Source organism: Salmonella sp. SAL4457, assembly GCF_046548235.1.
Classification (GTDB): Bacteria; Pseudomonadota; Gammaproteobacteria; order Enterobacterales; family Enterobacteriaceae; genus Salmonella; species Salmonella enterica.
On the sequence record NZ_JBGDZO010000008.1, the window covers coordinates 103,122 to 122,845 of the forward strand.

General features: G+C 54.1%; 19 protein-coding genes. 11 read left to right on the top strand and 8 right to left on the bottom strand.

The features are described 5' to 3' along the window. The first annotated feature begins 154 nt into the window (after positions 1–154). Genes fdnG through fdhE form a run of 4 tightly spaced genes read left to right on the top strand, consistent with a single transcriptional unit; the run spans position 155 to position 5,678 of the window. On the top strand, positions 155–3,205 hold the full coding sequence (fdnG, locus tag ACLJNW_RS20630) for a formate dehydrogenase-N subunit alpha (RefSeq protein WP_077248424.1): 3,051 nt from the start codon (positions 155–157) through the stop codon (positions 3,203–3,205). Positions 3,206–3,217: 12 nt separating this feature from the next. Further along, positions 3,218–4,120 carry a formate dehydrogenase subunit beta gene (gene fdxH / locus ACLJNW_RS20635; RefSeq protein WP_000331361.1) on the top strand — a complete coding sequence of 301 codons (903 nt, stop codon included), beginning with the start codon at positions 3,218–3,220 and terminating at the stop codon, positions 4,118–4,120. Then, positions 4,117–4,752, top strand: coding sequence for a formate dehydrogenase cytochrome b556 subunit (gene fdoI / locus ACLJNW_RS20640; protein WP_000829028.1), 636 nt, complete (start codon positions 4,117–4,119; stop codon positions 4,750–4,752). The genes fdxH and fdoI overlap by 4 nt, the downstream gene beginning before the upstream one ends. Beyond that, the gene (fdhE, locus tag ACLJNW_RS20645) at positions 4,749–5,678 is read left to right on the top strand and encodes a formate dehydrogenase accessory protein FdhE (protein WP_000027730.1); all 930 of its coding nucleotides are present in this window, start codon (positions 4,749–4,751) and stop codon (positions 5,676–5,678) included. Before fdoI ends, fdhE begins: the two co-directional genes overlap by 4 nt. 46 nt (positions 5,679–5,724) lie before the next feature. Here the strand turns inward: fdhE and ACLJNW_RS20650 are convergent, their stop codons facing one another. Both ACLJNW_RS20650 and ACLJNW_RS20655 read right to left on the bottom strand, forming a co-directional pair. Next, positions 5,725–6,015, bottom strand: a complete 291-nt coding sequence (locus tag ACLJNW_RS20650; RefSeq protein WP_000362050.1) for a helix-turn-helix domain-containing protein — start codon at positions 6,013–6,015, stop codon at positions 5,725–5,727. Then, entirely contained in the window at positions 6,016–6,327 is a 312-nt protein-coding gene (locus tag ACLJNW_RS20655) for a cytotoxic translational repressor of toxin-antitoxin stability system (protein ID WP_001159630.1), read from the bottom strand. A gap of 217 nt (positions 6,328–6,544) precedes the next feature. Here ACLJNW_RS20655 and ACLJNW_RS20660 point away from each other — a divergent pair, with 217 nt between their 5' ends. After that, positions 6,545–7,459 (top strand): alpha/beta hydrolase, encoded by a 915-nt coding sequence (locus tag ACLJNW_RS20660; protein WP_023203737.1) that lies wholly within the window; start codon positions 6,545–6,547, stop codon positions 7,457–7,459. A 25-nt stretch (positions 7,460–7,484) separates the two neighbouring features. On the opposite strand, the gene fabY is transcribed toward ACLJNW_RS20660, so the two are convergent. From fabY to ACLJNW_RS20690, 6 genes are all read right to left on the bottom strand, one after another. Then, positions 7,485–8,426 (bottom strand): fatty acid biosynthesis protein FabY, encoded by a 942-nt coding sequence (fabY, locus tag ACLJNW_RS20665; protein ID WP_001518251.1) that lies wholly within the window; start codon positions 8,424–8,426, stop codon positions 7,485–7,487. A gap of 44 nt (positions 8,427–8,470) precedes the next feature. Then, positions 8,471–8,908 carry a D-aminoacyl-tRNA deacylase gene (gene dtd, locus ACLJNW_RS20670; protein ID WP_000560969.1) on the bottom strand — a complete coding sequence of 146 codons (438 nt, stop codon included), beginning with the start codon at positions 8,906–8,908 and terminating at the stop codon, positions 8,471–8,473. Next, positions 8,905–9,777, bottom strand: coding sequence for a virulence factor BrkB family protein (locus tag ACLJNW_RS20675; protein ID WP_000921423.1), 873 nt, complete (start codon positions 9,775–9,777; stop codon positions 8,905–8,907). The genes dtd and ACLJNW_RS20675 overlap by 4 nt, the downstream gene beginning before the upstream one ends. Then, positions 9,771–10,370 (bottom strand): glucose-1-phosphatase, encoded by a 600-nt coding sequence (gene yihX, locus ACLJNW_RS20680; protein WP_000965695.1) that lies wholly within the window; start codon positions 10,368–10,370, stop codon positions 9,771–9,773. Before yihX ends, ACLJNW_RS20675 begins: the two co-directional genes overlap by 7 nt. Positions 10,371–10,560: 190 nt before the next feature. After that, positions 10,561–11,364: a DeoR/GlpR family DNA-binding transcription regulator gene (locus ACLJNW_RS20685; protein WP_021000967.1), complete on the bottom strand. Its 804-nt coding sequence runs from the start codon at positions 11,362–11,364 to the stop codon at positions 10,561–10,563. Between the two features lie 33 nt (positions 11,365–11,397). Then, entirely contained in the window at positions 11,398–12,294 is an 897-nt protein-coding gene (locus ACLJNW_RS20690) for a sugar kinase (protein WP_001520529.1), read from the bottom strand. 164 nt (positions 12,295–12,458) lie between these two features. Between ACLJNW_RS20690 and yihU the strand changes: the two genes are divergently transcribed. Genes yihU through ACLJNW_RS20720 form a run of 6 tightly spaced genes read left to right on the top strand, consistent with a single transcriptional unit; the run spans position 12,459 to position 19,705 of the window. Continuing rightward, the gene (gene yihU, locus ACLJNW_RS20695) at positions 12,459–13,355 is read left to right on the top strand and encodes a sulfolactaldehyde 3-reductase (protein WP_000268251.1); all 897 of its coding nucleotides are present in this window, start codon (positions 12,459–12,461) and stop codon (positions 13,353–13,355) included. A gap of 22 nt (positions 13,356–13,377) precedes the next feature. Beyond that, a complete protein-coding gene (gene yihT / locus ACLJNW_RS20700) occupies positions 13,378–14,256 on the top strand; it encodes a sulfofructosephosphate aldolase (protein WP_001523723.1) in 879 nt (292 codons plus the stop codon). A gap of 15 nt (positions 14,257–14,271) precedes the next feature. Then, positions 14,272–15,336, top strand: coding sequence for a sulfoquinovose isomerase (locus tag ACLJNW_RS20705; protein ID WP_024154441.1), 1,065 nt, complete (start codon positions 14,272–14,274; stop codon positions 15,334–15,336). Between the two features lie 3 nt (positions 15,337–15,339). Continuing rightward, positions 15,340–16,197, top strand: coding sequence for an aldose-1-epimerase (locus tag ACLJNW_RS20710; protein WP_023244216.1), 858 nt, complete (start codon positions 15,340–15,342; stop codon positions 16,195–16,197). 43 nt (positions 16,198–16,240) lie between these two features. After that, the gene (locus ACLJNW_RS20715; protein WP_023243568.1) at positions 16,241–18,277 is read left to right on the top strand and encodes an alpha-glucosidase; all 2,037 of its coding nucleotides are present in this window, start codon (positions 16,241–16,243) and stop codon (positions 18,275–18,277) included. Positions 18,278–18,322: 45 nt separating this feature from the next. Then, on the top strand, positions 18,323–19,705 hold the full coding sequence (locus ACLJNW_RS20720; RefSeq protein WP_000084251.1) for an MFS transporter: 1,383 nt from the start codon (positions 18,323–18,325) through the stop codon (positions 19,703–19,705). Positions 19,706–19,724: the final 19 nt, after the last annotated feature.

Here is a 19,724-nt window from a genome sequence, read left to right on the forward strand (position 1 = left end):
GTATTCTGTTACAACCCCTCCCGGATGGAGGAAAATTTATCCAATTCTGAACCTTTGCGGGCCCGTCCGCAAAGAAAAATAACAACCACTCCCTGAGCGTTTCGGATAGAGAAATGTGAAAGAGAAGTGACAATGTCGAAACAAGGAGCAAACCATGCAGGTCAGCAGAAGGCAGTTCTTTAAGATCTGCGCTGGCGGTATGGCAGGCACCACGGCGGCGGCACTGGGCTTCGCGCCCGGCGTAGCGCTAGCGGAAACACGGCAATATAAACTGCTGCGCACCCGCGAAACCCGTAACACCTGCACCTACTGTTCCGTTGGCTGCGGGCTGTTGATGTACAGCCTCGGCGACGGTGCGAAAAACGCCAAAGCATCTATTTTCCATATCGAAGGGGACCCGGATCATCCGGTAAGCCGTGGCGCGCTGTGCCCGAAAGGAGCCGGTCTGGTGGACTTTATCCACTCTGAAAGCCGCCTGAAATTCCCGCAATACCGCGCGCCGGGTTCAGATAAGTGGCAACAGATCAGTTGGGAAGAAGCGTTTGACCGCATCGCTAAACTGATGAAGGAAGATCGCGACGCCAACTATCAGGCGCAGAACGCCGAAGGCGTTACCGTTAACCGCTGGCTCACCACCGGGATGCTGTGCGCTTCCGCATCCAGTAACGAGACGGGTTATTTAACGCAAAAATTCTCCCGCGCGCTGGGTATGCTCGCGGTCGACAACCAGGCGCGTGTCTGACACGGACCAACGGTAGCAAGTCTTGCTCCAACATTTGGTCGCGGTGCGATGACCAACCACTGGGTCGACATCAAGAACGCCAACCTCGTCGTGGTGATGGGCGGTAACGCCGCAGAAGCTCACCCGGTCGGGTTCCGCTGGGCGATGGAAGCCAAAATTCACAACGGCGCGAAGCTGATTGTGATCGATCCGCGCTTTACGCGTACCGCGTCGGTGGCCGATTTCTATGCGCCAATACGCTCTGGTACTGACATTGCCTTCTTGTCAGGCGTGATGCTGTATCTGCTGACCAACGAAAAATACAACCGTGAATACACCGAGGCCTATACCAATGCCAGCCTGATCGTGCGTGAAGATTTTGGCTTCGATGATGGTCTGTTCACCGGCTATGACGCCGACAAGCGGCAGTACGATAAAACCAGTTGGCACTATGAGCTGGACGAAAACGGTTTTGCCAAACGCGATACGACACTGCAACACCCGCGCTGTGTCTGGAATCTGTTGAAACAGCATGTCTCACGCTATACGCCGGACGTGGTAGAAAATATCTGCGGTACGCCGAAAGCGGACTTCCTGAAAGTGTGCGAGTACATTGCAGAAACCAGCGCAAAAGATAAAACCGCGTCGTTCCTGTACGCGCTGGGCTGGACGCAGCATTCCATCGGCGCGCAGAACATCCGTACTATGGCAATGATCCAGCTTCTGCTCGGTAACATGGGGATGGCGGGCGGCGGCGTTAACGCCCTGCGCGGTCACTCCAACATTCAGGGACTGACCGACTTAGGACTGCTGTCGCAAAGTCTGCCGGGCTACCTGACGCTGCCGAGCGAAAAACAGACCGACCTGCAAACCTATCTGGCTGCCAATACGCCGAAGCCATTGTTGAAGGATCAGGTCAACTACTGGGGCAACTATCCGAAATTCTTCGTCTCAATGATGAAGGCCTTCTTTGGTGATAAAGCGACAGCGGAAAATAGCTGGGGCTTCGACTGGCTACCGAAGTGGGACAAAGGCTACGACGTGTTGCAGTACTTCGAGATGATGAAACAGGGCAAGGTCAACGGCTATATCTGCCAGGGCTTTAACCCGGTGGCCTCATTCCCGAACAAAAACAAAGTGGTCGCGTCGCTTTCCAAACTGAAGTACCTGGTGACTATCGATCCGCTCAACACCGAAACGTCCACCTTCTGGCAAAACCACGGTGAGTCGAACGACGTTGATCCCGCAAAAATCCAGACCGAAGTGTTCCGTCTGCCTTCCACCTGTTTTGCCGAGGAAAATGGTTCCATCGTTAACTCCGGTCGCTGGTTACAGTGGCACTGGAAGGGCGCGGACGCCCCGGGAATTGCCATGACCGACGGCGAAATCCTCGCCGGTATCTTCTTACGCCTGCGTAAGATGTACTCTGAACAGGGCGGCGCCAACCCGGAACAGGTGCTGAATATGACCTGGAACTACACCAAACCATACGAACCCGCCTCTGAAGAAGTGGCGATGGAAAGTAATGGTAAAGCGCTGGCCGATCTTATCGACCCGGCAACCGGCGCGGTGGTAGTGAAGAAAGGTCAACAGCTCAGTTCGTTCGCGCAACTGCGTGATGACGGTACGACGTCCAGCGGCTGCTGGATTTTCGCCGGTAGCTGGACGCCGGAAGGCAACATGATGGCGCGTCGTGATAACGCCGACCCGTCTGGTCTCGGCAACACGCTGGGCTGGGCATGGGCATGGCCGCTTAACCGCCGCATCCTCTATAACCGCGCCTCCGCCGATCCGCAGGGTAATCCCTGGGACCCGAAACGTCAGCTACTGAAATGGGAAGGCGGAAAATGGGCCGGATGGGATATTCCGGACTACAGCGCCGCCGCGCCCGGCAGCGACGTCGGACCGTTTATCATGCAGCCGGAAGGGATGGGCCGCCTGTTTGCTATCGATAAGATGGCGGAAGGGCCGTTCCCGGAACACTACGAGCCGTTTGAAACGCCGCTGGGCACTAACCCGCTGCACCCGAACGTTATCTCTAACCCTGCCGCCCGTATCTTTAAAGACGATGCCGACGCGCTGGGTAAAGCGGATAAGTTCCCGTATGTCGGAACCACTTACCGTCTGACCGAGCACTTCCACTACTGGACCAAGCACGCGTTGCTTAACGCTATCGCCCAGCCGGAACAGTTTGTGGAAATTGGCGAGAAGCTGGCGAATAAGCTCGGCATCGCGCATGGCGATACCGTGAAGGTCTCCTCGAACCGCGGCTATATCAAAGCCAAAGCAGTGGTGACCAAGCGTATTCGCACGCTGAAAGCGGACGGCAAGGATATCGATACCATCGGTATTCCTATTCACTGGGGCTACGAAGGCGTGGCGAAAAAAGGCTTTATCGCCAATACGTTAACGCCTTTCGTCGGTGATGCGAACACGCAAACGCCGGAGTTTAAATCCTTCCTTGTGAACGTGGAAAAGGTGTAACGGAGACGACCTATGGCTTATCAATCGCAAGACATCATTCGTCGTTCCGCCACTAACGGTTTCACCCCCGCGCCCCAGGCGCGGGACCACCAGGAAGAGGTGGCGAAACTCATCGACGTCACCACCTGTATCGGCTGTAAAGCGTGTCAGGTGGCGTGCTCCGAGTGGAACGACATCCGTGATGAAGTGGGCAATAACGTCGGGGTGTATGACAACCCGGCGGACTTAACTGCGAAATCCTGGACGGTGATGCGCTTCTCGGAAGTGGAACAGAACGACAAACTGGAGTGGCTGATCCGTAAGGATGGCTGTATGCACTGCGCCGATCCCGGCTGCCTGAAGGCCTGTCCGGCGGAAGGGGCGATCATTCAGTATGCTAACGGTATTGTCGACTTCCAGTCCGAGCAGTGTATCGGCTGCGGCTACTGTATCGCTGGCTGCCCGTTCAACGTGCCGCGCCTTAACCCGGAAGACAACCGCGTCTATAAATGTACGCTGTGCGTCGACCGCGTGACCGTGGGGCAAGAACCGGCCTGCGTGAAGACCTGTCCAACCGGCGCCATTCATTTTGGCTCGAAAGAGGATATGAAAACGCTGGCGGGCGAGCGGGTGGCGGAACTCAAAACCCGTGGTTATGACAACGCGGGTCTGTACGATCCGGCGGGCGTAGGCGGTACGCATGTCATGTACGTGCTGCATCATGCCGACAAGCCGAATCTGTATCACGGTCTGCCGGAAAACCCGGAAATCAGCGAAACCGTTAAGTTCTGGAAAGGCGTCTGGAAACCGCTCGCCGCGTTCGGTTTTGCCGCGACCTTTGCCGCCAGCGTCTTCCACTATGTCGGCGTCGGCCCGAACCGCGCGGAAGAGGAAGATGACAACCTGCATGAAGAGAAAGACGAGGTGCGCAAATGAAACGACGTGACACCATCGTGCGCTATACGGCGCCGGAACGCATCAACCACTGGATCGTCGCCTTCTGCTTCGTGCTGGCGGCGGTGAGTGGGCTGGGCTTTTTATTCCCATCCTTCAACTGGTTGATGCATATCATGGGCACCCCGCAACTGGCGCGAATTCTGCACCCGTTTGTGGGCGTGGTTATGTTTGCCTCGTTCATCATCATGTTTTTCCGTTATTGGCACCACAATCTAATCAATCGGGATGATATCTTTTGGGCGAAGAATATTCGTAAGATCGTCGTCAACGAGGAAGTGGGTGACACCGGGCGTTATAACTTCGGCCAGAAATGCGTATTCTGGGCGGCGATTATCTTCCTGGTGCTGCTGCTGGTGAGCGGGGTAATTATCTGGCGTCCGTACTTTGCGCCTGCTTTCTCAATCCCGGTGATCCGATTCGCGTTAATGTTGCATTCTTTTGCCGCAGTAGCGTTAATTGTGGTTATCATGGTGCATATCTACGCCGCCCTTTGGGTGAAAGGCACCATTACCGCGATGGTGGAAGGCTGGGTAACCCGGTCGTGGGCGAAGAAACATCACCCACGCTGGTACCGAGAAGTCCGCAAGACAACGGAAAAAGAAACTGAATGAGTATTCGCATAATCCCGCAAGATGAGCTGGGGTCGAGCGAGAAACGTACGGCGGATATGATTCCGCCGTTATTGTTCCCCCGACTCAAAAACGTCTACAACCGCCGCGCCGAACGTTTACGCGAGCTGGCTGAAAATAACCCGCTGGGCGATTACCTGCGCTTTGCCGCGCTTATCGCGCACGCGCAGGAAGTGGTGCTGTACGACCATCCGCTGGAGATGGATCTGACCGCACGCATTAAAGAAGCGAACGACCAGGGCAAGCCGCCGCTGGATATCCACGTGCTGCCGCGTGATAAGCACTGGCAAAAACTGCTGCATTCGTTGATTGCCGAGCTAAAACCCGAGATGAGCGGCCCCGCGCTGGCGGTGATTGAGAACCTGGAGAAAGCCTCAGAGCAGGAGCTGGAGCAGATGGCCAGCGCGCTGTTTGCCTCGGATTTTGCCTCCGTCAGCAGCGATAAAGCCCCGTTTATCTGGGCCGCGCTCTCCCTTTACTGGGCGCAAATGGCCAGCTTGATTCCAGGCAAAGCCCGCGCGGAATACGGTGAAGCGCGCCAGTATTGCCCGGTGTGCGGTTCGATGCCGGTCTCCAGCATGGTGCAGATCGGCACCACGCAGGGGCTGCGTTATCTGCACTGTAACCTGTGCGAAACCGAATGGCATGTCGTGCGCGTAAAATGCAGTAACTGCGAACAGAGCCGCGACTTACACTACTGGTCGCTGGAAAATGAGCAGGCTGCGGTGAAAGCCGAAAGCTGCGGCGATTGCGGGACTTACCTGAAGATTCTCTATCAGGAAAAAGACCCGAAAGTGGAAGCCGTGGCCGACGACCTCGCCTCGCTGGTGCTGGACGCGCGCATGGAGCAGGAAGGGTTCGCCCGCAGTTCCATCAACCCGTTCCTGTTCCCGGGGGAAGGGGAATAAGTTCTCTGGTATACCGGCTAGCAATCTACGTTAGCCGGATCATTGCTCAATAACGCAATGCTTGTATAACGTTTCTCGGGTCGTTGGCAATGGCGCGAAGTAACGCTTTGGCTGGCCCTGTCGGTGAACGTCTTCCTTGCTCCCAGTTGCGCAGCGTATCCACGTTGACCGAAATCAGTTCTGCAAACTTAGATTGCGACAACCCAGATGCCTGCCGTATTTCTTTAATCTTCATTGCATCAATATGAAAGGTACGAGAAGGCTCACGGGTCCCTTCAATGATTTCATTCATTTGAGACATACTTTGAGTTAATCGCTCAAATAACACTTTATCCATCTACCACCTCTCATTCAGCATACGAAGCACCGCTTTTTCCTGCGGCGTGAGATCATCTTTAATGCCTTTTTGATAAATCAGAAGCAAGCGAATCTCATACCGTTGACTACGGTGAAAATAGATAATTCGCACGCCACTACGCTTTCCTTTGCCTCGCGCTCCCCAGCGCATTTTTCTCAGGCCGCCCGTTTCCTGAATGACATCACCACAATCTGGATGCTGAGCCATAAAAACCTGAAGCTTATGGTATTCATCATCATCGAGCAGTTTTTTAACATCTTCAGTAAAGAGTTCCGTTTCTATAAATTGCATATTCCATACGCCATTGGCTTATAGTAGTGAAAATAATCTATACGTCAATGGCGTATAGCATCATCATTTCACAGTACAAAAATTAAAAACCCAGCGCCAACCGCATTTCATTTTTTGCGAACCTCTATCCAGAATCATTATCCCCTCATTTCACCACTTTCCATCCCCAACAAATCAGGTTATAAACTGTACATACATACAGCTTAAGGAGCCTTATATGCCACTGGAAAAAGGAATTGCCGAACTGGTCGCCGGGTTTATCGCTGCGGGCCGCCCTTCTTCACGAGAGCAGAATATTGATGATCGGAGAGCGGGTTATATTGCCAGCACGTCGCTGGCGGATGAGAAAGAAATTCGGGTGAGTTCGGAAGATATCGTGCTGGAAGGGATGACATTTCGCGTCGTTTCGCCGCCAAACGCATCCGGTTCTCTACCCTGTATCCTCTACTATCACGGCGGCTGTTTTGTTAGCGGCGGCTTTCTGACTCATGACCCCCAGCTACGGCAACTGGCCTGGAAAAGCGGCTGTAAGGTGATTGCCATTCAGTATCGTCTTGCGCCAGAACACACCTTCCCTGCGGCTCATGACGACGCTGAACGCGGGGCCAATATCGTCTATCAATACGCGGAGCAGTTAGGCATCGATCGTGAACGTATCACGCTTGCTGGCGACAGCGCAGGCGGGCACCTGGCATTGGTCAGCGCGCTACGCCTGAAATCCACCGCCCACTGGTCTCCGGCGAAGCTGCTGTTGATCTACCCGATGCTTGACGCTACTGCCAGTTTCCCCAGCTATGCCAGCAACGGGCAAGACTACATCATCACCCGCGATACGATGTTATCGGGTTTCGAAATGTATCTCCAGGGTACCGACCTCCGCCACCCGGAAGCCAGTCCGATATGGCGTGAAGATTTTGCCGGTTTACCGCCGGTGCATATCCTCACCGCAGAGTTCGACCCACTGCGCGATGAGGGCGAGGCCCTGTATCAACGGTTCCAGGAACAGGGCGTGGCGTGTACTTGCCAGCGCTATCTCGGTGTTATCCACGGGTTTTTCCAATTGGGCGGCGTGAGCAAGGCGGCGCGGGACGCAATACGCGACGTGGCCTGGCGCGCGGCCACTCGTGAATAAATAGCATCAGGAGCGCGGGCTCACACTACTCCTCCTCATTCCCGCCCTCTTCATACGGGCCGAACGGTTTCGCAGGTAGTACGATATAAATGCCTTCGAAAATTGCTCCGGCGGTCTCGCCGCCCAACAGTTCAACCTGCAACTGGACACGCGCTTTTTTACCCCGCGCCAGCCTGTCCAAATCACCGCTTAGCGACCCCAAATCAGCCACGGCGTTTGGCTTTCCGCTAATGGGTTTACTGTAGCGAATATGGGCGTCAGCAAGAATAATCGTCCCGCCCAGGTGGCGTTCACGGAGCATCAGCCAGATAAGTCCCCATCCGGTCAGCGTCGCCAGGGAGAACAGGCTGCCGGCAAACACCGTGTGATGCGGATTTTGATTACCGGTTTCCGGCATCGTGGTGATAAATTTTTGCCCGGTGTACTGCTGAATGCGCACCCCCATCTTTTCACTCAATGGAATGTGCTCATACCAGGCCTGCTGAAGCTGCCCGCACCAGTCGCCGCGATGCAGGATATCATCCAGCGATGCTACCGGTTTAATCATCAGAAAATGGCGGATTGGCGTGGTTGTGGGCGTAGTAATCTCCCCCTGATTGACAAACCCGAGTTTGGCAAAGAACTCAACCGCATCTTCGCGCGCACTGCAGGTGACGCGCTTAACGCCTTCCTGGCGGGCAACAGACTCCAGGGTCATCGCCATTAATGTCCCCAGCCCTTTATCCTGTACCGAGGGATGTACAGCCATAAAACGGATAGACGCCTCGTTATCTGCATTGATATAAAGGCGGCCCACTGCAACTAAATTTCCTTCTTCGTCCACCACCATTTGATGGTGCGCCAACGCATCCCAGCCATCCCGTTCCGACCCTTTCGGCTGGTGCAGCGGTTTACGCAGCATCTCCCAGCGAAACTGGTAGTAACGTTCTAATTCTTCTTCTGTTTGCGGAACTCGAAGGTGATACATAGCCGTACTCTCTCTTGTTATCCGCGGCCACGCCGGAAGCTGACTCATACCTGGAGCCAGAATGTCACGGGACCGTCATTAACCAGCTCAACCTGCATATCGGCAGCGAAGCGTCCGGTTTGCGTGTTTATCGCCTGCTGGCGGCAGCGTTCGACAAAATATTCATAAAGCGCCTGCGCGCGATCCGGCGCAGCCCCGCCGGAAAAGCTTGGCCGCATACCGCGCTCGGTATCTGCCGCCAGCGTAAACTGCGACACCACCAGCACGCTGCCGCCAGCCTGTTGTACATTCAGATTCATCTTGCCGTCAGCATCGCTGAAGATACGGTATCCCAGCACGCGCTCGCACAGACGATTCGCTTTTTGTTCGTCATCTTCTTTTTCGACACCCAATAACACCAAAAGTCCTGGGCCGATTTCACCCGTCACCTCGTCCTCCACGGTGACGCTGGCACGGGTTACGCGTTGAATTAATGCAATCATGGTTGGTCAGCTTCTTCTTGTTCTGCGGCTTGTTTGAGTTTTCGGTATTCCCCGAGAGTGACAGTTATTTCTGCGCCAAGCAAGACTATACACCAGGTCCAGTATACCCAGACAAACAGGATAGGGATCACTGCCAGTACGCCATAAATGAGCTGATATGACGGGAACATGGTGATATAAAGCGCGAAACCTTTCTTTCCGGCCTCGAACAGCAACGCTGCGACAAACGCGCCGACAAGGGCGTCACGGTTCGGTACGCGAGTCGTTGGGACAATACTGTAAAGTAACCAGAATGAGATCCACGAGAGCAGCAGCGGAAGGATGCGCAATACATTGTCGATGACCGTATTCAGATCGCTGGCCCAGCGTAAAGAAAGCAGGTAGGAGCTGATCGCCAGGCTGGCGCCAGCGAGAAGCGGACCGAGCGTGAGGATCATCCAGTACACCGCAAAAGAGTACACTTTTGGCCGTGTGCGTTTGCTGCGCCAGATAGTGTTTAAGGCGCTATCAATGGCGTACATCAACAGCAATGCCGTCACAATCAGTCCACAGGCGCCCACCGCCGTCATTTTGTTGGAATTAGCGACAAACTGCTCAATATAGCGCTGAATCACGTCTCCGGTGGCTGGCATAAAGTTAGCAAAAATAAAATGGCGTAACTGAATGCTGACATCAGAAAACATCGGAAAAGCAGCGAAAAGGGCAAAAACGACGGCAATAAGCGGTACTAAGGAGAGTAATGAGACATAGGCGAGGTTTCCCGCCAGAGTCGTCATATTATCCTCATCGATACGCTGCCATAATAGCTTGAGCCAGGCCCGAACAGGGCGCGTATGGCGTCCAGCTTTTTGGTGAACGGTTTTTAGCATAACAGCTTCGCGAAATAGTCAGGGATGGTGGCTTTATCCTTCACCAGAATGCTGGTGATCCCCAACTGGTTGGCCCCTTCTATATTATCGGCATTGTCGTCGAAAAAGACCGCATCGGCAGCGGAAAAACCTTCTTTCTGCAGGACGTGCTGATAAATACGCGCTTCCGGCTTACGCATTCCCAAGTCCTGCGATAAATAGATATGGTCGGCGGCAGCGCGCACCTCCGGGTATTCCTCCGGCCAGAAGTGGGTATGCAGTCGGTTAGTATTGGATAACACCACCACGCGATGCCCCTGCTCGCGCAGTTTATGCATGATAGCAATCACTTCGGGCCGTAATCCGACAAATACCGCCTGCCAGCCGTGCGCGAATTGTTCATAACTGAGCGATAACGCCATTTCATGACAGAAAGCTTCAGCAAACGCTTCGTCCGTTATCTCACCGCGTTCATGTTGGTGAAAAGTCTCGCCCATCGTAAATTTTTGCTTCAGCGAAGCCAGCGGTACTCGACTCAGATCGCTCCACACACCTAATACGCGGTTAAAGTCGATGTCGACAATCACATTACCTAAATCAAAGATGTAGAGCATGTCATTCTCCTTGCTAACCGGGGATGAATAACTGTAGCGGGAAAGGAGAAGTTTGACTATGTATCCCTTTATAAATCAATTAACAAAAAGACAATAGAAACGCAGACGATGTTCAATATCGCCTGCATCACAGCGCCGTTTTATTGGCCGGATAAAGCGCTGACGCGACCATCCGGCGCAAGGACGCTTGTCACGCTGAAACAGCGTCGTCCAGCGAAGGACTCGCCTGAACCACTTCGATTTGCTGGGATTGAAGTAAATTCTGTAATGCCGGACCGGGATACTCGTCCGTAAACAGAGCGGTAATCTGTGACACATTGCCGATCTCAACCGCCGCAGAAGCATGGTATTTCGTATGATCGGCGGCCAGCAGAATATGTCGCGAGTGGGCCATCATGGTTTTCACTACGCTGGCTTCGTTGACATCAAACTCCAGTAACGCGCCATCGCTCTCTATCGCGCCTACGCTGGTGACGAGATAGTCAGCCCGGAACCCCGCCACAAACGCCGCCGCGGATGGCCCGATAATGCCGCTATTATGCGGGCGCAGCGTGCCGCCAGGCACCATCACTTCAAAACGAGGGTTATTATAAAGAATGTGCGCGACGCGCAGGCTATTGGTGATAATGCGCAGATGATTATGGTTGAGCAGCGCGCGCGCCACCTGCTCAACCGTCGTTCCAATCGTGATAAATATCGTGGAGCCATCCGGAATATAGTCAGCCACGGCTTCCGCAATGGCTTTTTTCTCTTGCGTCCAGGAGACCTCTCGCTGCTCAAAGGCGGTATTGACCACACTGGACGCTCTGCCAGCGCCGCCGTGATGACGCGTAATCAGCCCCTGCTCGCTTAATTTACGAATATCGCGGCGAACCGTCTGGGTAGAGACCTCCAACAAACTGGCTAACTCATCGATATTCATATAGCCGCGCTCATCAATTAGCATTAACAGCCGATCGTGTCGCGGATTACCGGTCAGTTCGGTAAGACTCATGAGCATTCCTCTAAAAGCTTCCTACTGCTCATATTATACAAAAAGTGACAAGAAAGATCGGGTTTGCTCACAATCAGGGATACCCGCCCGGCCACCCGGGCGCGTACACTTCAGCGCGGCAACGCCGCTGGCGAATCTGACAGCCTCTTCGATGGCGTATCCGCTTGCCAGGCCAAATGCCAGTGCGCCATGAAAAACATCGCCCGCGCCAGTAGTATCCACCACCTCCACGGTAAAACCCGGTTGGTGGCGTACCGCCGCTTTTTCCAACCAGTTGCAGCCTTCGCTGCCTCGCGTGACATAGACATGTCCATTTGTGAGCATTTGTGCTTTTTTTAGCGCATCAATGGCTTCGCTCATCCCCGTCAGGCGTGCCAGCCCTGGCTCGGAGAAGGCGGCGTGGTCGCTTAACGCCACCAGCTCGCTAATATCCTGTGGCGTAATATCGCCATCAAGAACAGTCATGACGCCAGCCTGACGCGCCAGCGTAAACGCCTGTTTTGCGCCGTCATGCCAGCGCACATCCGCCAACACCACATCCCACTGCGAAAAATCGATGTCGTTAAGCCAGTCGGCGTCAGGTAATAAATCCGGGCTGGGATAATTAACAATAATCCGCTCTCCTTTGGCATCCACCATAATCGCTGACTGCGATGACATGGCCTGCGTGTAGCGGCGGGTATAGCGGGTATTTACCCCCAGGGATTCCAGTTCCGCCAGCAGGCTGTTTCCGGTGTCGTCATCGCCCACACGGCCAATAAAGTCCACCTGCGCGCCCAATTTCGCCGCAGCCACGGCAGCGGTCGCCGCAGGCCCGCCGCCCACTTCCGTATAGCGCTTCGCCACATATTTACCCCCTTCTGTCGGTAATCCTTCCACGTAATAGATGCGATCCATCACGGTAATACCTACACAAGCAATACGAACCATGGTCATTCCTCAAGCATTTTCGATGTGCTCATTTTAATTTCACGAAATGTTTAAAAAGTGACGGCTGTCAATTTTTTGACTATAAATTACAAATACGATCACAAACAGACAGAAAAAGGCTCATTAATGACAAAAAATGACACCACCGTGTTCAGGAGAACGATATGGCAGTTATAGCATTTATCGGGTTGGGACAGATGGGCTCCCCTATGGCGAGCAATCTGCTAAAGCAGGGCCATCAACTCAGCGTCTTCGATGTTAATCCCGACGCCGTTCAGCGTCTGGTAGACAAAGGCGCGCAACCTGCAAGCAGCCCGGCTCAGGCAACCATCGGCGCTGAATTTGTTATCACCATGCTCCCGAACGGCGATCTGGTTCGTTCCGTTTTGTTTGGCGAGCAAGGCGTTTGTGAAACTCTTTCCCGTGAAGCGCTGGTCATTGATATGTCCACTATTCATCCGTTGCAAACCGATAAGCTGATTGCCGACATGCAGAGCAAAGGGTTCAGCATGATGGATGTGCCGGTAGGCCGGACATCCGACAACGCGATTACCGGCACATTGTTGCTGCTGGCAGGCGGTACGACGGAGCAAGTAGAGCGCGCTACCCCTGTTCTGATGGCGATGGGTAATGAGCTGGTCAACACCGGTGGCCCGGGAATGGGTATTCGCGTAAAACTGATCAACAACTACATGAGTATTGCGCTAAATGCGCTCTCCGCCGAAGCCGCCGTGCTGTGTGAAGCGCTGGGGCTTTCCTTCGACGTGGCTTTAAAAGTGATGAGCGGCACTGCCGCAGGCAAAGGGCATTTCACCACCACCTGGCCGAATAAAGTGATGAAAGGGGATCTGTCTCCCGCCTTCATGATCGATCTGGCGCACAAAGATCTTGGCATCGCGTTGGATGTCGCCAATCAACTGCACGTACCGATGCCGCTCGGCGCCGCCTCCCGTGAAGTTTATAACCTGGCGCGGGCCGCAGGCCGCGGTCGGGAAGACTGGAGCGCCATCCTGGAACAGGTGCGCATCAGCGCCGGGCTGACCGCCAACGTAAAAAAGTAACGACTGTATAAAGGAAAATTGAATGAACAACTACACCATCAAAGACATTACGCGAGCGTCCGGCGGGTTTGCCATGCTGGCTGTCGATCAGCGCGAGGCGATGCGTTTAATGTTTGCTGCTGCTGGTGCGAAAACACCCGTTGCCAATAGCGTGCTGACGGATTTCAAAGTGAATGCGGCGAAAATTCTTTCCCCGTATGCCTCTGCCGTTCTGCTGGATCAGCAGTTCTGTTATCGCCAGGCCGTAGAACAAAACGCGGTCGCTAAAAGCTGCGCCATGATCGTCGCGGCGGATGATTTCATCCCGGGCAACGGTATTCCCGTTGATAACGTGGTCATTGATAAAAAAATTAATGCGCAGGCGGTAAAACGGGATGGCGCGAAAGCCTTAAAACTGTTGGTGCTGTGGCGCAGCGACGAAGACGCGCAGCAGCGTCTGGATATGGTCAAAGAATTCAATGAATTATGCCACTCCAATGGTTTGCTGAGCATTATCGAACCGGTTGTACGTCCGCCGCGCTGCGGCGACAAGTTCGATCGCGAGCAGGCGATTATCGATGCGGCCAAAGAGCTGGGCGACAGCGGCGCCGATCTTTACAAAGTTGAAATGCCGCTCTACGGCAAAGGCGCGCGTTCCGATCTTCTTACCGCCTCACAACGCCTGAATGGGCATATCAATATGCCGTGGGTCATCCTCTCTTCCGGTGTGGACGAAAAACTGTTCCCTCGCGCAGTCAGGGTCGCCATGGAAGCTGGCGCATCCGGGTTCCTGGCGGGACGCGCGGTCTGGTCATCAGTGATTGGTTTACCGGATACCGAGCTGATGCTACGTGATGTTTCCGCGCCTAAATTGCAACGTTTAGGTGACATTGTCGATGAAATGATGGCTTGTCGCCGCTAATACGAGGATGAAAGAATGAAATGGTTTAACACATTGAGCCACAACCGCTGGCTGGAGCAGGAAACCGACCGCATCTTTAATTTCGGTAAAAACGCCGTGGTGCCGACAGGCTTCGGCTGGCTGGGAAATAAAGGGCAAATTAAAGAAGAGATGGGCACCCATCTTTGGATCACGGCGCGTATGCTGCACGTTTATTCCGTGGCGGCGTCGATGGGCCGACCGGGCGCTTATGATCTGGTCGATCATGGCATCAAAGCCATGAACGGCGCGCTGCGCGATAAAAAATACGGCGGCTGGTATGCCTGCGTTAACGATCAGGGCGTGGTAGATGCCTCTAAACAGGGTTATCAACACTTCTTCGCCTTGCTGGGCGCGGCCAGCGCCGTCACGACCGGTCATCCTGAAGCCAGAAAATTGCTGGATTACACCATAGAAGTGATTGAGAAATACTTCTGGAGTGAAGAAGAGCAGATGTGCCTGGAGTCCTGGGACGAAGCCTTTAGCAAAACCGAAGATTACCGTGGCGGTAACGCCAATATGCACGCCGTCGAAGCGTTCCTGATTGTTTATGACGTTACCCATGACAAAAAATGGCTGGATCGCGCTATCAGAATCGCATCAGTCATTATTCATGATGTAGCCAGAAATAATCATTACCGTGTTAATGAACATTTCGATTCACAGTGGAACCCTATCCGCGACGCCTGGGCGCCAGATGGCGCAGACGGCTTTGTCTACTCAGTCGACTGGGACGGTAAACCTATCGTACGTGAACGCGTGCGCTGGCCGATTGTGGAAGCGATGGGGACAGCCTACGCCCTCTACACCCTGACGGGCGATAGCCAGTATGAAGAGTGGTATCAGAAATGGTGGGACTACTGCATTAAGTACCTGATGGACTATGAAAATGGTTCCTGGTGGCAAGAGCTGGACGCCGATAACAAAGTGACCACCAAAGTGTGGGACGGCAAGCAAGATATTTACCATCTGCTGCACTGCCTGGTCATTCCTCGTCTGCCACTGGCGCCGGGCCTGGCTCCGGCGGTCGCGGCGGGTCTCCTGGATATCAACGCGAAATAGGTCATGAGGATGGCAGCCATGCATAGCGGTGGAAAAACTATTCAGCTTAATGCGGGCCATTACCAGGCGAAAATCGTCACGGTTGGCGCAGGTCTGGCGGAACTGACCCATCATGGACGCCATGTGGTCATCCCGCATAAACCGGAAGAAATACCTATGGCGCATCTGGGGAAAGTATTGATTCCCTGGCCCAATCGCGTGACAAATGGCTGCTACTCCTATAACGGCAAAGTTTTCCAGCTTGCCGTTAACGACCCGGTTTCGCAGACCGCCATTCACGGTCTGTTAGCCTGGCGGGACTGGCAGATTAATTATCAGTCGGCGGCGGAAGCGTCGCTAACGATTTTTCTGCCGCCCTCTTACGGCTATCCCTTTGCGTTGATATCGGAAGTGATTTATCGGTTAGATGCCGCCAGTGGGCTGCACGTATCGATTCGTACGCAAAACATTGGCGATGAATCAGCCCCTTATGGCGCGGGCGCACATCCTTATTTGACTTGTAATCTGCAAAGCATCGATAGCTGTGTATTAACACTGCCTGCAAGCGAAGAGTTGCCCGCAGACAGAGATTTTTCCGCATCATGCCTGCTCGGCAAAACGCGCCTTGATCATGCGGTTAAGACCGCGACTGCCCCGGCGGAGTGGGAGGTCAGACTTACCAGCCCAACGCAGAACATGTCTACATTTTTACGCAGCACCCAGCCCTGGCTACAGATCTATACCGGCGAAAAACTCAGCCGAAAAGGTCTCGCGGTAGAGCCTATGAGCTGCCCGCCCGATGCATTTAATTCCGGGATCGCACTGATTCATCTTGCCCCAAAAGCGATCCATCAACTGCATTTTTCCATCGGCTGCGACTAGCCCAAATGGATTACCGAATTACCCTACATTCACGGAGATTACAATGAATTCTCTACCACAACGGTCAACCGATTTTGAACTGACAACATCACAGGATGGTTTTGCGCTTAGCTGGCAACAGCGCCTGATTTTACGTCACAGCGCCGAAAATCCCTGTCTGTGGATTGGCGCGGGCGTTGCCGACATTGACATGTTTCGCGGCAACTTTAGCATCAAAGACAAACTTAACGAGAAGATTGCATTAACGGAGGCCACCGTCAGCGAGCTACCTGACGGCTGGCTGGTACAATTCAGCCGTGGCGCAACAATTAGCGCCACCCTTCGCATCTCCACCGATGAGGCGGGACGCCTGCAGCTGGATCTGCAAAACGACGACCTGCACCATAACCGTATCTGGTTACGCCTCGCAGCTAATCCAGACGACCATATCTACGGCTGCGGCGAACAGTTCTCTTATTTCGATTTGCGCGGCAAGCCGTTCCCGCTGTGGACCAGCGAACAGGGCGTTGGCCGTAATAAAACCAGCTATGTCACCTGGCAGGCAGACTGTAAAGAGAACGCCGGCGGCGACTATTACTGGACCTTCTTCCCCCAGCCAACCTTTGTCAGCACGCAGAAGTATTACTGCCACGTCGATAATAGCTGCTATATGAATTTCGACTTCAGCGCGCCGGAGTATCACGAACTGGCGCTGTGGGAAGATAAAACTACGCTGCGTTTTGAGTGTGCCGACACCTACATCGCCCTGCTGGAAAAACTGACTGCGCTGTTAGGCCGCCAGCCGGAGCTGCCGGACTGGGTTTATGACGGCGTCACGCTAGGCATTCAGGGCGGTACGGAAGTTTGCCAGCAAAAACTGGATACCATGCGCAACGCAGGCGTAAAAGTGAACGGTATTTGGGCGCAGGACTGGTCCGGTATCCGCATGACCTCCTTTGGCAAGCGCGTGATGTGGAACTGGAAGTGGAATAGCGACAACTATCCACAGCTGGATAGCCGTATCAAACAGTGGAAAGAAGAAGGCGTCCAGTTCCTCTCTTATATCAACCCATACGTCGCCAGTGATAAAGACCTCTGCGCCGAGGCGGCGAAACACGGCTACCTGGCGAAAGACGCCACGGGCGGCGACTATCTGGTCGAGTTTGGCGAATTCTATGGCGGCGTGGTCGATCTGACCAATCCTGAAGCTTACGACTGGTTCAAAGACGTCATCAAAAAGAACATGATCGCGCTCGGCTGCAGCGGCTGGATGGCGGATTTCGGCGAATATCTGCCGACCGACACGTATCTGCACAACGGCGTCAGCGCCGAGATCATGCATAACGCCTGGCCTGCGCTCTGGGCGAAATGTAACTACGAAGCGCTACAGGAGACCGGCAAGCTCGGCGAGATCCTGTTCTTTATGCGTGCGGGTTACACCGGCAGTCAGAAATATTCCACCATGATGTGGGCAGGTGACCAGAACGTTGACTGGAGCCTTGATGATGGTCTGGCCTCTGTCGTGCCTGCGGCATTGTCGCTGGCAATGACCGGCCATGGTCTGCATCACAGCGATATCGGCGGCTACACCACCCTGTTTGACATGAAACGCAGCAAAGAGTTGCTGCTGCGCTGGTGCGATTTCAGCGCCTTTACGCCGATGATGCGCACCCATGAAGGCAACCGCCCCGGCGATAACTGGCAGTTTGACGGCGACGCGGAAACTATTGCCCACTTTGCCCGCATGACCACCGTCTTTACCACGCTGAAACCGTATCTCAAGCAGGCGGTGGCGCAAAACGCGGCTACCGGTCTGCCGGTCATGCGTCCGCTATTCCTGCACTACGAGAACGATGCCGCAACCTACACCCTGAAATATCAATATCTGCTCGGTCAGGATCTGCTGGTCGCGCCGGTTCACGAGCAGGGGCGTTGCGACTGGACGCTGTACCTGCCGGAAGATCACTGGGTGAATATCTGGACCGGTGAAGTTCACCACGGCGGTGAAATTACCGTGGATGCGCCCATTGGCAAACCGCCGGTCTTCTATCGCGCGAAGAGCGAGTGGGCTTCACTTTTTGCTTCTTTACGGAATATCTAATACGGCTCGCCCGCAGGGAAACCTGCGGGCAGATGGAGAAGAATAATGAGTCAAACATCATCGAATCCGGCAACCCTACGCTTGCCGTTTAAAGAAAAACTTGCCTATGGACTGGGGGATTTAGGTTCCAATATCCTGTTAGATATCGGGACCCTCTATTTACTCAAATTTTATACCGATGTGCTGGGTTTACCAGGGACTTACGGCGGGATCATTTTCCTGATCGCCAAATTTTTTACCGCATTTACCGATATGGGTACCGGCATTATGCTCGACTCGCGGCGTAAAATTGGTCCGAAGGGCAAATTCCGCCCGTTCGTGCTTTACGCGGCATTTCCGGTAACGCTACTGGCGATTGCTAACTTTGTCGGCACACCGTTTGAGGTGACGGGAAAAACCGTCGTCGCAACGATGCTGTTTATGCTGTACGGGCTGGTTTTCAGCATGATGAACTGCTCGTATGGCGCGATGGTGCCCGCGATTACCAAGAACCCGGATGAACGCGCCTCGCTTGCCGCCTGGCGTCAGGGCGGCGCCACTCTCGGCCTGCTGCTGTGTACCGTTGGCTTTGTGCCGGTCATGAACCTGATCGAAGGCAATGCCCAACTCAGCTATATTTTCGCCGCCACGCTATTTTCATTGTTTGGCCTGCTATTTATGTGGCTGTGCTACGCCGGCGTTAAAGAGCGCTACGTTGAAGTGAAACCTGTCGATAGCGCGCAAAAGCCTGGATTATTGCAGTCGTTCCGCGCCATCGCCGGTAACCGTCCGCTGTTTATTCTGTGTATCGCCAACCTTTGTACTCTCGGCGCCTTCAACGTCAAACTGGCGATTCAGGTTTATTACACCCAGTACGTTCTTAACGACCCGATCCTCCTCTCCTGGATGGGCTTCTTTAGCATGGGCTGTATTTTTATCGGCGTCTTTTTGATGCCCGGCGCAGTCAGGCGTTTTGGCAAGAAGAAAGTCTATATCGGCGGGCTGTTAATATGGGTGGCAGGCGATCTGCTCAACTACTTCTTTGGCGGCGGCTCGGTCAGTTTTGTCGCCTTCTCCTGCCTGGCGTTCTTCGGTTCCGCCTTCGTCAACAGCCTGAACTGGGCGCTGGTTTCCGACACGGTGGAGTACGGTGAATGGCGCACCGGCGTCCGCTCGGAAGGGACGGTTTACACCGGCTTCACGTTCTTCCGTAAGGTCTCCCAGGCGCTGGCAGGGTTCTTCCCCGGCTGGATGCTGACACAAATCGGTTATATCCCGAATGTGGTGCAATCGGCAGGCACCGTCGAAGGCCTACGCCAGTTGATCTTTATTTATCCTTGCGTGCTGGCGGTCATCACCATTATTGCGATGGGCTGTTTCTACAACCTCAACGAGAAGATGTACGTGCGAATTGTGGAAGAGATTGAGGCCCGGAAACATACGGTTTAACAACAATAAAATATAACGC

What these genes read in the sequence shown, in the direction of transcription:
- yihX (WP_000965695.1), bottom strand. Translation starts at nt 10,370, where the DNA reads ATGCTCTACATCTTTGATTTAGGTAATGTGATTGTCGACATCGACTTT.
- yihU (WP_000268251.1), top strand. Translation starts at nt 12,459, where the DNA reads ATGGCAGTTATAGCATTTATCGGGTTGGGACAGATGGGCTCCCCTATG.
- ACLJNW_RS20685 (WP_021000967.1), bottom strand. Translation starts at nt 11,364, where the DNA reads ATGAGTCTTACCGAACTGACCGGTAATCCGCGACACGATCGGCTGTTA.
- ACLJNW_RS20705 (WP_024154441.1), top strand. Translation starts at nt 14,272, where the DNA reads ATGAAATGGTTTAACACATTGAGCCACAACCGCTGGCTGGAGCAGGAA.
- ACLJNW_RS20720 (WP_000084251.1), top strand. Translation starts at nt 18,323, where the DNA reads ATGAGTCAAACATCATCGAATCCGGCAACCCTACGCTTGCCGTTTAAA.
- dtd (WP_000560969.1), bottom strand. Translation starts at nt 8,908, where the DNA reads ATGATTGCATTAATTCAACGCGTAACCCGTGCCAGCGTCACCGTGGAG.
- fdxH (WP_000331361.1), top strand. Translation starts at nt 3,218, where the DNA reads ATGGCTTATCAATCGCAAGACATCATTCGTCGTTCCGCCACTAACGGT.
- ACLJNW_RS20690 (WP_001520529.1), bottom strand. Translation starts at nt 12,294, where the DNA reads ATGGTTCGTATTGCTTGTGTAGGTATTACCGTGATGGATCGCATCTAT.
- yihT (WP_001523723.1), top strand. Translation starts at nt 13,378, where the DNA reads ATGAACAACTACACCATCAAAGACATTACGCGAGCGTCCGGCGGGTTT.
- ACLJNW_RS20650 (WP_000362050.1), bottom strand. Translation starts at nt 6,015, where the DNA reads ATGGATAAAGTGTTATTTGAGCGATTAACTCAAAGTATGTCTCAAATG.
- ACLJNW_RS20715 (WP_023243568.1), top strand. Translation starts at nt 16,241, where the DNA reads ATGAATTCTCTACCACAACGGTCAACCGATTTTGAACTGACAACATCA.
- fdhE (WP_000027730.1), top strand. Translation starts at nt 4,749, where the DNA reads ATGAGTATTCGCATAATCCCGCAAGATGAGCTGGGGTCGAGCGAGAAA.
- ACLJNW_RS20655 (WP_001159630.1), bottom strand. Translation starts at nt 6,327, where the DNA reads ATGCAATTTATAGAAACGGAACTCTTTACTGAAGATGTTAAAAAACTG.
- ACLJNW_RS20675 (WP_000921423.1), bottom strand. Translation starts at nt 9,777, where the DNA reads ATGCTAAAAACCGTTCACCAAAAAGCTGGACGCCATACGCGCCCTGTT.
- ACLJNW_RS20710 (WP_023244216.1), top strand. Translation starts at nt 15,340, where the DNA reads ATGAGGATGGCAGCCATGCATAGCGGTGGAAAAACTATTCAGCTTAAT.
- fabY (WP_001518251.1), bottom strand. Translation starts at nt 8,426, where the DNA reads ATGTATCACCTTCGAGTTCCGCAAACAGAAGAAGAATTAGAACGTTAC.
- fdoI (WP_000829028.1), top strand. Translation starts at nt 4,117, where the DNA reads ATGAAACGACGTGACACCATCGTGCGCTATACGGCGCCGGAACGCATC.
- ACLJNW_RS20660 (WP_023203737.1), top strand. Translation starts at nt 6,545, where the DNA reads ATGCCACTGGAAAAAGGAATTGCCGAACTGGTCGCCGGGTTTATCGCT.